The organism is Collimonas fungivorans (genome assembly GCF_028292705.1).
GTDB lineage: Bacteria > Pseudomonadota > Gammaproteobacteria > Burkholderiales > Burkholderiaceae_D > Collimonas > Collimonas fungivorans_B.
The window spans coordinates 1-13,109 of sequence record NZ_JAQGLV010000196.1 but is presented as its reverse complement, the minus strand read 5'-3'; the positions used below and the strand labels follow the sequence as shown (position 1 = coordinate 13,109).

The 13,109-nt window shown below is 60.3% G+C and carries 12 protein-coding genes; 5 read left to right on the top strand and 7 right to left on the bottom strand.

All coding sequences use genetic code 11. The features are described from left to right. The 4 genes from rsmA to JWQ61_RS10995 all read right to left on the bottom strand — a co-directional run. A partial coding sequence (rsmA, locus tag JWQ61_RS11010; protein ID WP_304360571.1) for a 16S rRNA (adenine(1518)-N(6)/adenine(1519)-N(6))-dimethyltransferase RsmA occupies nucleotides 1-590 on the bottom strand: 590 nt, incomplete at its 3' end. Nucleotides 591-664: 74 nt separating this feature from the next. Next, entirely contained in the window at nucleotides 665-1,729 is a 1,065-nt protein-coding gene (gene pdxA / locus JWQ61_RS11005; protein ID WP_304360570.1) for a 4-hydroxythreonine-4-phosphate dehydrogenase PdxA, read from the bottom strand. 33 nt (nucleotides 1,730-1,762) lie between these two features. Continuing rightward, entirely contained in the window at nucleotides 1,763-3,154 is a 1,392-nt protein-coding gene (locus tag JWQ61_RS11000; RefSeq protein WP_304360569.1) for a peptidylprolyl isomerase, read from the bottom strand. Between the two features lie 68 nt (nucleotides 3,155-3,222). After that, nucleotides 3,223-5,505, bottom strand: coding sequence for an LPS-assembly protein LptD (locus JWQ61_RS10995; RefSeq protein ID WP_304360568.1), 2,283 nt, complete (start codon nucleotides 5,503-5,505; stop codon nucleotides 3,223-3,225). Nucleotides 5,506-5,726: 221 nt separating this feature from the next. Between JWQ61_RS10995 and JWQ61_RS10990 the strand changes: the two genes are divergently transcribed. From JWQ61_RS10990 to JWQ61_RS10970, 5 genes are all read left to right on the top strand, one after another. Continuing rightward, a complete protein-coding gene (locus tag JWQ61_RS10990) occupies nucleotides 5,727-6,779 on the top strand; it encodes an aminoglycoside phosphotransferase family protein (protein WP_304360567.1) in 1,053 nt (350 codons plus the stop codon). 104 nt (nucleotides 6,780-6,883) lie between these two features. Beyond that, nucleotides 6,884-7,591 carry an N-acetylmuramate alpha-1-phosphate uridylyltransferase MurU gene (gene murU / locus JWQ61_RS10985; RefSeq protein ID WP_304360566.1) on the top strand — a complete coding sequence of 236 codons (708 nt, stop codon included), beginning with the start codon at nucleotides 6,884-6,886 and terminating at the stop codon, nucleotides 7,589-7,591. 51 nt (nucleotides 7,592-7,642) lie between these two features. Continuing rightward, a complete protein-coding gene (locus JWQ61_RS10980) occupies nucleotides 7,643-8,983 on the top strand; it encodes an aminopeptidase P N-terminal domain-containing protein (protein ID WP_304360565.1) in 1,341 nt (446 codons plus the stop codon). A 5-nt stretch (nucleotides 8,984-8,988) separates the two neighbouring features. After that, nucleotides 8,989-9,648, top strand: a complete 660-nt coding sequence (locus tag JWQ61_RS10975) for an HAD family phosphatase (RefSeq protein ID WP_304360564.1) — start codon at nucleotides 8,989-8,991, stop codon at nucleotides 9,646-9,648. Beyond that, nucleotides 9,645-10,835: an FAD-dependent monooxygenase gene (locus tag JWQ61_RS10970; RefSeq protein WP_304360563.1), complete on the top strand. Its 1,191-nt coding sequence runs from the start codon at nucleotides 9,645-9,647 to the stop codon at nucleotides 10,833-10,835. The genes JWQ61_RS10975 and JWQ61_RS10970 overlap by 4 nt, the downstream gene beginning before the upstream one ends. Nucleotides 10,836-10,913: 78 nt before the next feature. Here the strand turns inward: JWQ61_RS10970 and JWQ61_RS10965 are convergent, their stop codons facing one another. Genes JWQ61_RS10965 through panD form a run of 3 tightly spaced genes read right to left on the bottom strand, consistent with a single transcriptional unit; the run spans nucleotide 10,914 to nucleotide 13,091 of the window. Next, entirely contained in the window at nucleotides 10,914-12,350 is a 1,437-nt protein-coding gene (locus JWQ61_RS10965; RefSeq protein ID WP_304360562.1) for an NAD(P)(+) transhydrogenase (Re/Si-specific) subunit beta, read from the bottom strand. Next, nucleotides 12,347-12,673, bottom strand: a complete 327-nt coding sequence (locus tag JWQ61_RS10960) for an NAD(P) transhydrogenase subunit alpha (RefSeq protein ID WP_014007609.1) — start codon at nucleotides 12,671-12,673, stop codon at nucleotides 12,347-12,349. Before JWQ61_RS10960 ends, JWQ61_RS10965 begins: the two co-directional genes overlap by 4 nt. Before the next feature lie 55 nt (nucleotides 12,674-12,728). Continuing rightward, nucleotides 12,729-13,091 carry an aspartate 1-decarboxylase gene (panD, locus tag JWQ61_RS10955; RefSeq protein ID WP_304360572.1) on the bottom strand — a complete coding sequence of 121 codons (363 nt, stop codon included), beginning with the start codon at nucleotides 13,089-13,091 and terminating at the stop codon, nucleotides 12,729-12,731. Nucleotides 13,092-13,109 lie beyond the last annotated feature (18 nt).

Here is a 13,109-nt window from a genome sequence, read left to right as displayed (position 1 = left end):
CATGCCAAGGGCTGGGCAATCGGAATCATCCGCACGATGGCTGATTCGACTTTCGGCGGCGGATCGAATGCGGTCGGCGGCACGATGAACATCAGCTGCATCTTGTAACGCCATTGCAGCATGACGGACAGGCGGCCGAAGGCCTTGGTGCCGGGCGCGGCGACCATGCGCTCCACCACTTCCTTTTGCAGCATGAAATGCTGGTCCTGCACCTGCGGCGCAATCTGCGCCAGATGGAACAGCAAGGGGCTGGAAATATTGTACGGAAGATTTCCGACCACGCGCAGCTTACGGTCGCCGGCCAGGGGAATGCTGGCGAAATCGAATTTCAGCGCATCGGCGGAATGCACATGCAGGCGCGCCGGATCGAAATTCTTTTGCAGGCGCGCCACCAGGTCGCGATCCAATTCGACTACATGCAATTGCCGCAGCGACTCCAGCAGCAAACGCGTCATCGCGGCCAGGCCCGGCCCAATCTCGACCATGTTGTCGTCGGCTTGCGGATCTATCGCGCTGATGATGTTGTACAGCACGGTGTCGTCGGTCAGGAAGTTCTGGCCGAAGCGCTTGCGGGGAATGTGGTTCTTCATATTTTTCTTTGTTTACGAGGCGGAGAAGCCAAAACGCTTGCAGGCCGTCTTGAAGACGGCGCAGCGTGCCGAGCTTACTCTTTCCCGGATTGACTCATGCGTGTCATTTGCGCTGCAACGTTCAGCGCCGCCAGCATGCTGCCGTGGTCGGCGCGGCCCAGGCCGGCAGCAGCCAGATCCAGCGCCGTGCCATGATCCACCGAGGTACGGATGAACGGCAAGCCCAGCGTGATATTGATGCCGTGTCCAAAACTGGCGTATTTCAATACCGGCAAACCCTGGTCGTGATACATCGCCAGCACGCAATCGGCGTCCGCCAGGTATTTTTGCTGAAACAGCGTATCGGCCGGATACGGGCCGCTGACGGCGATGCCGCGCGCTTTCGCGGCTTCCAGCGCCGGCGTGATGATATCGATTTCTTCACGTCCCAGGTAACCGCCCTCGCCGGCATGCGGATTCAGGCCCGTCACCAGGATGCGCGGCTGCGCCAGGCCGAATTTTTTCTGCAGGTCGGCATGCAGGATGTCGATGGTGCGGCTGAGGCTGTCAAAAGTGAGCGCCGCCGCTACATCTTTCAAGGCCAGGTGGGTAGTCGCCAGCGCTACCCGCAACGGCGGCGTGGTCCGGTCCGTGGCCAGCATCATGACTACCTGCGCCGTCGCGCTTTTCTCGGCGAGGTATTCGGTATGGCCGGTGAACGGCACGCCAGCGTCATTGATCGTGCTTTTCTGCAATGGTGCAGTGACCATGCCGTCGAAAATCCCCTGCTGCGCGCCATTGATGGCGATATCCAGCGTGCGCAACACGGCGCGGCCGTTGCGCGCATCCAGCTGGCCCGGCTGCACATGCGCATCGAGCGGGCAGTCGATCACTGCAATCTGGCCAGGGGGAAAATTCGGCAAGCCGTTGTTGCGCAAGGCTTGCTGCGACAATGCTACGAGCTGGATCTGCGGGTCGATCTCGGCCGCGATCATCGCCAGGAAAGCGGCATCGCCGATCAGCACGCTGTTGATTTCGGCGCGCAACTGCCAGGCCGCCCTGATCGACACTTCAGGGCCGATGCCCGCCGGCTCGCCGCAAGTGACGGCCAATATCGGCCGCCTTTGCGGTTTCAGCGGAACGGCAGATGATTCAGACATGCACTACTCTCAAGGCTGGCTGGTGCGCCGCAATCAACGGTCGTCGTTGCGGTATTCCACGTAGGTCCGGTCGCGCAATTGGCGCAGCCAGTCGTTGCTGGCTTCTTCCGTTTTACGTTCACGAATCGCCATCCGCGCCGTCAGGCGCTGGCGTTCCTTGGATACGTCATTGGCCTTGCGCTCCACCACCTGGATCAGGTGGTAGCCGAATGGCGACTCGATCGGATCGCTGATCTGGCCCGGTTTCAGCGCATCCATCGCGCGTTCGAATTCGGGCACGGTATCGCCCGGGTAAACCCAGCCCAGGTCGCCGCCCTTGGAGGCCGACAAATCGTTCGAATACAATTTGGCCAGATCTTCAAACGTTGCCGCCTTGTTGTCGATACGCTCCTTCAGGTCGACCAGGCGGCGGCGCGCTTCGGCTGCCGTCACGGTAGGCGTCACCTTGATCAGGATATGGCGCACATGGGTCTGCTGGACTGGCGCAGCTGCCGTGTCAGTCGCAGCTGCCGCGGCAGCTGCGCGCTTGTTAACCAGCTTGATGATATGAAAACCGTTGGCGCTTTTCAGGATGCTCGACACCTGGCCCGGATTCAGGTTCGCGACCGCCTCCACAAACAGCGCCGGCAGGCGGTCCTGCGCGCGCCAGCCCATGTCGCCGCCCGTCAGGGCATCGCTGGCATCGGAATAGGCCGCGGCGACGGCAGCGAAGTTACCGCCCGACTTGATCTGCTGCATAGCTTCTTCAGCGCGCTTGGCGCGCTGTGCAATCTGCTCGGCCGAGGCATTTTCCGGCACCCGGACCAGGATCTGCGCCAGATCCAGTTCCTGGGCGGTTTGTTTGTTAGCGCTTTCAGCGGCGATGTAGTTGTCGACTTCCGATTCCGAAATCTGGATCTTGTTGTCGACTTCGCGTTCACGCAAGCGCTGCAACAGCATTTCCTGGCGAATTTCTTCGCGGAAAGATGCGTAAGGAATCTTGTCCTGCGCCAGCTGCTTCTGGAAATCTCCCATCGACAATTTATTCTGCTCGGCGATCCGGCTGATCGCTCGGTCCAGCATGACGTCGTCCACCGACAGGCCGTTTTCTTTCGCCAGCTGCACTTCGGCGCGTTCCAGGATCATGCGTTCCAGCAATTGTTTCTGCAGTTCGGCAACCGGCGGCAATTCGATGTTCTGGGCGCGCATGCGTTGCACCACATCGCTCATGCGCTTGGCCAATTCCTGCTGGGTAATCACGTCCGTATTGACCACTGCGACAATCGCATCGACGGTCTGCGGATTGGCCTTGGCCACAGCTGGCTTGGCGACCGGCGCGGTAGTTGGCACAATCGCCGGCGCAACCGCTGGCGGCGCAGTTTGCGCCGTCGATGCGGCTTGGGCCCAGGCGCCGCCGGCAGTAACGGACAACAGCGAGAATGCCATTGCAGCGAGTTGGATTTGATTGGTTTTACGCATAATTGGAAAAACGTTCATAAGTGAAAATGACGGATTCAACGGCTAATGAAAGAGTCGGGTTGATTAACATTCTGATAACCTGGGACACTGCTGCGCAGGGCTTGGATCGGATTGGACCCGATGCTTGACAGACCATTCAACTCAAGTTGCACGAATATACCCGTAGTCGAGCGGGTTGACGAGGTCGGCGTACGCTGGCCGACCACGCGGAACACCCAGCAGTCGGCCTTGTATTCCAGCCCGAGCAGGCTTTGTCCGACCGTTTTTTCCTGCAAGGAATAACTGACCCGGCCGACACCGTACCAGCGGCGGCTCAGCGGCCATTGGGCCGATACGTCGAATTGCTTCAGGTATTTATTGTCCAGCAGCAGCGGATCGACGTTATTGTGATCCAGCTGGTAGGAGAAATTGATGACTTTTTTCGGGCCCGGCTGCCATTTGATGATGGAGCTGGCGCGCACCCACTGGTTATTGCTCGGACTATACTGGATCGTATTGTCGATACCGAGCGCCTGAGTCACCTGCCCGCCTGCCGACAGCAGCAGATCCGAGCGGCTGGTGGTGATGGTATCGGTCGTCCCCCCCAATGAAACGCGCGGCGGGGTAAAGTAAAAGCGCTGGCCGATACCCAGGCGCAAGCGTTCTATCCCCGATTCCTCGATAAAGCGTGAAATCACCGCGGCCGTCAGCTGGTTGGCGTCGCCGATACGGTCGTGGCCGCTATAGCGGTTCTCGGTAAAAATCTGGGCAAAATTAAAGTCGGCCACCGCGCTGTCAAACAACGGATATTGGCTCTGGTCACGGTACGGGGTACGCACATAGAACAAGCGCGGCTCCAGTGTCTGCGTCATCTGGTTGCCGAAAAATTTGGCGTCGCGCTCGAAAATCAAACCGCCATCCAGCGAAAAGGTCGGCAACACCCGGCTATAACTATTCCCCAGCGGAGTTGCACCTGCCGGAATCGGATTCGGTATGCCAAATTTATTCGGCGAGATGTTATACGACGTTGCATCCAGCTGGATCTTCGGCGTAATGAAATAGCCCGGACGAATAATCGGATAAGAAAGTTGTGGGTTAACGTAGATGCGATCGCCGCCCAGCGGCAACAAAGTGCTGCTGGTTTGCGGGAAGTCGTATTGGCTATTCCTGAAGCGGGTGTACTGCGCGTTCACGGTCCAGTCAAAACCATAGATGTCTTGCTTGCCCGCAGTCAGGGTGACTTGCGGCAAGCGGTCGTACGGACGGCTGAGTGTCGGATTGCCGTTGGCATCAAAATCCTGCAATACCTGATAGCGCGAAGCCAGCGCCGCCACGTTCCAGAATGAACCGCTATAGTTCAAATCGAATTCCCGATTCAACACCCGCGTTGAGCTTTGGGTGATCGAACGCGTGAAATCATCGGGATAATTGTTATCCGAAGCAAAATTAACATTCCAGCCCATAGTGAAACCAGGCGCCAGCGTCTGCGAATGGATCGATTGCACCGCATAACGGTTGGTCTTGGTCAGCTTGTCGTCCGGCAGGTACTCAATCTTGGTTTGGCCGCTGTAGCCATCCCCAATGTAACGTGCATCTCCGCCCATTTGCAAACCACGCTGGGTAATGATGTTGGGGTACAGCGTGAAATCGCGATTAGGGGCGATATTGAAATAATAAGGCAGGTTGAACTCAAAACCACCGTTGTTGGTGGTCCCTATAACCGGCGGCAAGACACCGGACTGGCGCTCGTTCGATAAAGGGAAAGACAGGATCGGCGAACCAAGTATGGGCACGCTCTTGAAATACAGGACGCCGTTGTGGGCAACCCCTTCGCCCAGCCCGCTGTCGACATCCAGCGTACTCGACTTGATGTACCAGTCCGGCTTGGTGCTCGGGCAGGTGGTGTAAGTGCCGGTGATGATTTTTGACTTGTCCTCGTCGATAAAATCGATGCGTTCCGCACTGCCGTGGCCATCATTGGCCTTGAACCAGTAGGTCGGATTGGTCAGGAAACCTTGCCCGGAATCCATGTTCAGCTTGAGGTCGTCGCCGGTGTACTTGTCGCCGTAGCGGTTCATGCGCACGCAGCCGTGGGCTTCCGCCTCGTTTTCGACAATCCGGTAAGTCGCCTTGTTGGACTTGACGTTAGTCTCGCCGCGCGTCATGTCGACATCGTTATCCAGGTTGATCAGCCGGTCCGGGCGGCCGGTCATCTGCTCGGCCTCTACTGTGGTCGGCGCATCGCTGTCGTTGACGCGCGGCGGCTTGGCGCTGCTTTGGGTGGTGGGGACAGTCGGCGTGACCGTTTCAGTCGTTTGTGCCCATGCCCACATAGGCATGGACGCCGCCGCGACGACCGAAGCCACCAGGACAGTCATGCGCCGCAAGGCAGGCAATTGGGACGCGGCCCCACCTGGACGTGACTGGGATTGCTTGGGGAGCGCTGAGGAGGACCGGGTCATGAAATGAATTTGGCAAACACCATAGCAGGCGATTTTTTGAAATTAATCCCTTATTATATGGGAACTCACCACCGATAACTGTAATACTGGATTGCTCAATGCCTTTGTCACCGTCTGCCCCTGCTTTGCCTGATCTGCGTCAGACCCAAATTGTCGAATGGTTAACTGCGCTCAGCGCCGTCCCGACCCTCCCTGCAACCCTCCGCCCAGCCTCTGCGGACGCCAGTTTCCGGCGTTATTTCAGGCTGGATACGGCCGGTCCAGGCACGGTTGACGGCAAGACCCTGATCGTCATGGATGCGCCGCCGCCGCAAGAAGATGTGCGGCCGTTCATCGAGATTGCCGGACTGTTTGCCGGCATCGGCCTGTCGGTGCCGGTTATCCTGGCGCAAGATGTCGAACGCGGCTTCCTGCTGCTGTCCGACCTCGGCTCCACGACCTACCTGCAGCAACTGAATGACGATAGCGCGCCGAAACTGTATATGGACGCCATCGATGCCCTGGTGTTGCTGCAAACCAAGAGCCAGCCCGACGTCTTGCCCGAATACGACCGCGCCTTCCTGTTGCGAGAATTGCAAATATTTCCCGAATGGTATTTGGGCAAACACCTGAAGGCAACGCTGACCGACCAGCAAACCGCGGATTTGAACAAGGTGTTCGATGCCATCCTGGCCAACAACCTGGCGCAGCCGCAGGTATTCATCCACCGCGATTACCACTCGCGCAACCTGATGGTGCTGCCGGCCGGCAATCCCGGCGTGCTGGATTTCCAGGGCGCGCTGTACGGCCCGATCACCTACGACATCGTCTCGCTGCTGCGCGATGTCTACATCCAGTGGGAGGAAGCGCAAGTGCTCGACTGGATGATCCGCTACTGGGAACGCGCCAAGCGCGCCGGCCTGCCGGTCGCCCCGGATATCGACACCTTCTACCGCGATTTCGAATACATGGGGCTGCAGCGGCACCTGAAGATACTCGGCCTGTTCGCTCGCCTGTATCACCGCGACGGCAAGGAAGCCTACCTGAAAGACATCCCGCTGGTCATGGACTACGTCCGCAAGACCGCGCTGCGCTACCGCGAGCTGATTCCGCTGGTGCGGTTGCTGGACAAGCTGGAAGACAAGACCGTGCAAGTCGGTTACACGTTTTAAGCGCATTGGGGACAGAGTTTAAGAGTCGCCGCAGCGCGACGAATTACTCTGTCCTCAATTGATTAAACTATAGGTTTGAAGTATCAGAAAAATTTAGCAAAACAATGAAAGCCATGATTTTTGCCGCCGGCCGCGGAGAGCGCATGCGCCCGCTGACCGACTCCATTCCCAAACCCTTGCTCAAGGTGCGCGGCCGGCCGCTGATCGTCTGGCACATCGTCAACCTGGTGCGCGCCGGCATTACCGAGATCGTGATCAATCACGCCCATCTCGGACAGATGATCGAAGACACGCTGGGCGACGGCAGCAAATTCGGCGCAACCATCGCCTACTCGCCGGAAACGGTGGCGCTGGAAACCGCCGGCGGCATCGCCAACGCCCGCCACCTGCTGGGCGAAGCGCCGTTCGTGGCGATTGCAGGCGATGTCTACTGCCCGCATTTCGATTTCGCACAGGTCAAGCATACGCTGGAAGACAATGACATCTGGGGCCAGCCGTATGCCCTGGACAAACGCGACAACGCCTGGCTCTACCTGGTGAAAAATCCGCCGCACCATCCGCAAGGCGATTTTGGCCTGCACAGTTTTTCCGTCAGCAACGATGGCGAACCGGGCCATACCTACACGTTCTCCGGCATCGGCGTTTATCGCCCCGACATGTTCGACGCCGTCAGCGCCGGCCAGTCGGAAAAACTGGTTACCCTGTTGCGCGAATACGCCGCGCGCGGCCAAATCGGCGGCGAGATATATCGCGGCGAATGGACCGATGTCGGCACCATCGAACGCCTGAATCAACTGAACGCGCCGCTGTAGTCATCGACAAATAAGCGGCAGCAAACCAACCTACTCCAGAAAGACGCCAGCATGACTCCTTACAGCACACGCCGCAGCAAACTGATTGCGCAAATGCAGGCCATGGGCGGCGGCGTCGCCATTATCTCGACCGCTCCCGAGGCGGCCCGCAACGCCGATTCCGATTTCCCTTACCGCCACGACAGCAGTTTCTATTACCTGTCCGGCTTCACCGAACCGGACGCCGTGATCGTGCTGGTCGCCGGCAAGGATCCCAAGGCTATCCTCTTTTGCCGCGAAAAAAACCTCGAGCGGGAAATCTGGGACGGCTTTCGTTTCGGCCCCGACGCCGCACGCGAACAGCTCGGTTTCGACGCGGCCTATGCCATCGACGCCATCGACGAAGAAATGCCGAAACTGCTGGCCGACGCGCCGGCAATCTTTTATTCGCTAGGCAAACAAGCCAATCGCGACGCCCAGCTGCAAGGCTGGCTCAACAAGCTGGGCGGCCAGGCCCGCGTCGGCATCAGCGCGCCGGCCACCATCCACAGTTTGGATCCGTTGCTGGCCGAAATGCGCCTGTTCAAGGATGCGGGAGAACACGCGATCATGCAGCGCTCGGGACAGATTGCCGCCGGCGCCCATTGCCGCGCGATGCGCATGGCGCGCCCCGGCCTGCGCGAGTACCACCTGGAAGCGGAAATCCTGCATGAATTCCGCAGCAACGGCGCTGAATCGCCGGCCTATACCTCGATCGTCGCTACCGGCGCCAACGCCTGCGTGCTCCACTACCGCGCCGGCAACACCGAACTCAAGGATGGCGACCTGGTGCTGATCGATGCCGGCTGCGAATTCGAAAGCTATGCGTCCGACATCACCCGCACCTTCCCGGCCAACGGCGTATTCTCCGGCCCGCAAAAAACCTTGTATGAAATCGTGCTGGCAGCGCAGCACGCGGCGATCGCCGCAACCCGGCCGGGACAACGTTTCATCGACGGCCACAACGCGGCGCTGCGGGTGCTGGCGCAAGGCATGCTGGATACCGGCCTGCTCGACAAGAACAAGACCGGCACGCTCGACGACGTGATCGCCAACGGCGACTACCGCCAGTTCTACATGCACAGCACAGGCCACTGGATCGGCCTGGATGTGCACGACGTCGGCGCCTACCGCGAACCTGGCGAAGCGGCCCCCGAAGGCCAGCAAAAACCGTGGCGCAAGTTGCTGCCCGGCATGGTCACCACGGTCGAACCCGGCATCTACGTGCGTCCCGCCGAAGGCGTGCCGGAGCAATACTGGAATATCGGCATCCGCATCGAAGACGACATCCTGGTCACCGCCGACGGCAACCTCAACCTGACCAGCGACGTCCCGACAGCGCTGGCCGAGATCGAAGCGTTGATGCGCAAGTGACGTCGATGACAAAAGCAACTACAGCGGTAACGACAACCCCCACCATCGTCGTGTTCGACCTCGGCGGCGTTCTGTTCGACTGGAATCCGGATTACCTGTACCGCAAGCTGATCGCCGACGAGGCCGAACGCAAGTGGTTCCTCGCAAATGTCTGCAATGGCGAATGGAATGTCCAGCAGGATGGCGGCCGTTCGCTGAGCGAAGCGACCGCCATGCTGAGCGCGCGCCATCCGGATCATGCAGAGCTGATCAGCGCTTTCTATGCGCGCTGGACCGAAATGCTGGGCGGCACGCTGGCGGGAGGCATGGCGATTTTCGAGGCGCTGGAAAGCGCCAGCGTGCCGCTGTATGCGCTGACCAACTGGTCGGCCGAAACTTTCCCCTATGCCCGCAATACCCATCCGTTCCAGCCGGTGCTGCAGCGTTTCAAGGATGTGCTGGTGTCCGGCGAGGAAAAACTGATCAAGCCCGATGCGCGCATTTACCAGCGCATGCTGGAGCGCATCCGCAAGCACTATCCGGCTGCCCAGGCGGAGCATCTGGTATTCATCGACGATGCCCAGCGCAACGTCGAGGCCGCGCGCGCACTCGGCTGGCGCGCCATCCACCATACCGATCCTGCTGTCACAGCGACCCAGCTGCGCAAATGGGGTTTACCGGCATGAGCAAGCGCACCGATCAGCAGCAGGCCGAAGTCGACATCGCCATCTGCGGCGCCGGTCCAGTCGGCCTCAGCCTGGCTGCCTTGCTGGTCAAGCGCGGCGTAGCCGCCGACAACGTCGCCCTGATCGACGCCAAGACAGTCGAACAGGCAAGGCAGGATCCGCGCTCAATTGCGCTGTCCTATGGCAGCCGCCAGATCCTGCAAGAGATCGGCGCCTGGCCGATTGCGGCCACCGCCATCCACCAGATCCACGTATCGCGCCGCGCGCATTTCGGCCGCACCCTGATCCAGCGCGAGGAATTCCAGCTGCCGGCGCTCGGCTACGTCACGCGTTACGGCACCCTGGTCACCGCCTTGGCTGCATTGCCGGCGCTGGCCGGCGTCCGTTTGCTGAGGCCGGTGCAAGTCAGCGCCAGCACCGAACAGGACGACGGCGTGGAACTGCAATTGTCGGACGGCCGTATGCTGCGCAGCAAATTGCTGGTGCAGGCCGAAGGCGGCCTGTTCGGCGCTCAGGACGACAAGTCCCTGCAGCGCGACTACCAGCAGATCGGCATCGTCGCCCACGTCCAGAGCAGCGCGCCGGTTGCGCACCGCGCATTTGAACGCTTTACCGATCAGGGACCGCTGGCGCTGCTGCCGCAGGACGACGGCCACGGCAACAACTACGCCCTGGTATGGTGTGTACGCCCCGCCATGGCAAGCGAACTGCTGGCGCTGGACGATGCGGCGTTCCTGGCGGCGCTGGCGCAAGCTTTCGGCGGCCGGCTCGGGCGATTTACCAAGACCTCGGCCCGCAACAGTTTTCCGCTCGGCCTGAATGCACGCCCGGCAGCCACCGCCAGGACCGTCGCGATCGGTAACGCTGCGCAAACCCTGCATCCGGTTGCCGGCCAGGGATTGAACCTGGGCCTGCGCGACGCCACGGTGCTGGCGCGTTTGCTGGCCAGCGAGGTCGGCAGCATCGGGCCGAATATCGGGCCAGATGCGCTGCATCAGTTTGCCCTGGCCAGAAAGACAGACCGAAGTTTGACCATCCATCTCACCGACGTCATGGCGCGCATCTTCGCCAGCGCCCCCGACGGCGCCCTGTCGCAAACCCTGCTCGGCTTATCGCTGGGGCTGGTCGATATGGTGAAACCCGCCAGGCGTCTGCTGGCTCAGCAAATGATGTTTGGCCGACGCTGAATCCACGCCCGCTCGCATAATGAAAAAAGCCGCAGCAGTTTTACCTGATGCGGCTTTTTTAACGAGAACAGTCAGCGTCTATTCAACTGCCTTCACCATATCTTCAATCACCTTCTTGGCGTCGCCGAACACCATCATGGTCTTGTCCATGTAGAACAGCTCGTTGTCGAGCCCGGCGTAGCCGGCGGCCATCGAACGCTTGTTGACGATCACGGTCTTGGCTTTATAGACTTCCAGGATAGGCATGCCGGCGATCGACGATTTCGGATCTTTCGCGGCAGGATTGACGACGTCGTTGGCGCCCAGCACCAGCACCACGTCGGCCTGGGCGAATTCGCCGTTGATGTCTTCCATCTCGAACACCTGGTCGTAAGGCACTTCCGCTTCCGCCAGCAGCACGTTCATGTGGCCAGGCATGCGCCCCGCCACTGGATGGATCGCGTATTTGACGATCACGCCCTTGTGCGTCAGCTTCTCGGTCAGCTCCTTCAAGGCATGCTGGGCGCGCGCCACCGCCAGGCCGTAGCCCGGAACGATGATCACGGTTTCCGCATTGCCCATCAGGAAAGCGGCATCGTCGGCCGAACCGGATTTCACCGGCCGCTGCTGTTGCGCCGCGCCGCCGGCGGCAGCCGCCGCTTCGCCGCCGAAGCCGCCCAGGATGACGTTGAAGAACGAGCGGTTCATGGCCTTGCACATGATGTAGGACAGGATCGCGCCGCTGGAGCCGACCAGCGAACCGGCGATGATCAGCATCGAGTTGTTCAGCGAGAAGCCGATGCCGGCAGCCGCCCAGCCGGAATAGCTGTTGAGCATCGAGACCACCACCGGCATGTCGGCGCCGCCGATCGGGATGATGATCAGCACGCCGAGGATGAAGGCGATCAGCGCCATCAGGATGAACGGCAGCCAGGCCTGGGTCAGCACAAAAATGATGCCGAGGCCGATCATCGCCACCGCCAGCAGCAGGTTGATGAAATGCTGGCCGCGGAAACTGACCGGCGCGCCCTGGAACAGGCGGAATTTGTATTTGCCCGACAACTTGCCGAAAGCGATCACCGAACCGGAGAAGGTAATCGCGCCGACGAAGGTGCCGATGAACAGTTCGATGCGGTTACCGGTTGGCAGCGCCTCGCCATGCGCAGCGATACCGAAAGCCCAGGGCTCCGACACCGCGGCGACCGCGATACACACTGCCGCCAGGCCGATCAGCGAGTGCATCGCCGCCACCAGCTCCGGCATCTTGGTCATTTCTACCCGCTTGGCCAGCATGGCGCCGATGCCGCCGCCCACCACCACGCCGCCGGCCACCAGCCAGAAGCCGAGGCCGGCTCCCTGCGACTCAGCCTTCAGCTTGACGATCAGGGCAATCGTGGTCACCACTGCGATCGCCATGCCGGCCATGCCGAATGCATTGCCGCGCCGCGCCGAAGACGGATGCGACAAACCTTTGAGCGCCTGGATGAAGCAGACCGAGGCGATCAGGTACAACAAGGTCACCAGGTTCATGCTCATTGCTGCGCTCCCTCTTTGGCGGCAGGTTTTGCCTTAGGCTCTTTTTTCTTGAACATTTCCAGCATGCGCTGGGTCACCAGGAAGCCGCCGAATACATTAACGGCCGCCAGCGCCACCGCCAGCGTGCCGGCGATCTGGCCGACGATGCCTTCGGTCAGGCCGGCCGCCAGCATGGCGCCGATGATGATGATGGCGGAAATGGCGTTGGTGACTGCCATCAGCGGCGTATGCAGTGCCGGTGTAACGGTCCAGACCACGTGGTAACCGACGTAGATCGCCAGTACGAAAATGATCAGGTTGGTGATGGTGTGCGTGACTTCCATGGTTTCCCCTTGATAGAAGGACAGCGCTGCCGATTTGCGCAGCTCGAGCTTCGCCTTAGATTTTCTTCAGGCCGGTAATCCGGTTGTTGTCGTCGACAAACACCACTTTCGGCACGTAACTAGCGGCCTCTTCATTCGAAAGCGGAGCATAGGTGCAGATGATCAGCAGGTCGCCCAGGTGGGCGCAGCGGGCAGCCGCGCCGTTCAGGGAAATCTCGCCACTGCCGCGCTTGCCGCGGATCGCGTAGGTCGAGAAACGCTGGCCGTTGTTGACGTTGTACAGCTCGATCTTTTCAAACTCGCGGATGTCGGCCGCTTCCAGCAAGTCTTCATCGATCCCGCAAGAGCCCTCGTAGTGCAGGTCAGCCTGGGTGACGGTTGCGCGATGGATCTTGGCGCGCAGCATGATGCGTTGCATATCTTGTTTCTCCAATTT

Bases quoted from the DNA above. Each gene is read 5' to 3' on its own strand.
- pdxA (WP_304360570.1), bottom strand. From the start codon at position 1,729: ATGTCTGAATCATCTGCCGTTCCGCTGAAACCGCAAAGGCGGCCGATA.
- JWQ61_RS11000 (WP_304360569.1), bottom strand. From the start codon at position 3,154: ATGGCATTCTCGCTGTTGTCCGTTACTGCCGGCGGCGCCTGGGCCCAA.
- JWQ61_RS10995 (WP_304360568.1), bottom strand. From the start codon at position 5,505: ATGCCTATGTGGGCATGGGCACAAACGACTGAAACGGTCACGCCGACT.
- JWQ61_RS10990 (WP_304360567.1), top strand. From the start codon at position 5,727: ATGCCTTTGTCACCGTCTGCCCCTGCTTTGCCTGATCTGCGTCAGACC.
- murU (WP_304360566.1), top strand. From the start codon at position 6,884: ATGAAAGCCATGATTTTTGCCGCCGGCCGCGGAGAGCGCATGCGCCCG.
- JWQ61_RS10980 (WP_304360565.1), top strand. From the start codon at position 7,643: ATGACTCCTTACAGCACACGCCGCAGCAAACTGATTGCGCAAATGCAG.
- JWQ61_RS10975 (WP_304360564.1), top strand. From the start codon at position 8,989: ATGACAAAAGCAACTACAGCGGTAACGACAACCCCCACCATCGTCGTG.
- JWQ61_RS10970 (WP_304360563.1), top strand. From the start codon at position 9,645: ATGAGCAAGCGCACCGATCAGCAGCAGGCCGAAGTCGACATCGCCATC.
- JWQ61_RS10965 (WP_304360562.1), bottom strand. From the start codon at position 12,350: ATGAGCATGAACCTGGTGACCTTGTTGTACCTGATCGCCTCGGTCTGC.
- JWQ61_RS10960 (WP_014007609.1), bottom strand. From the start codon at position 12,673: ATGGAAGTCACGCACACCATCACCAACCTGATCATTTTCGTACTGGCG.
- panD (WP_304360572.1), bottom strand. From the start codon at position 13,091: ATGCAACGCATCATGCTGCGCGCCAAGATCCATCGCGCAACCGTCACC.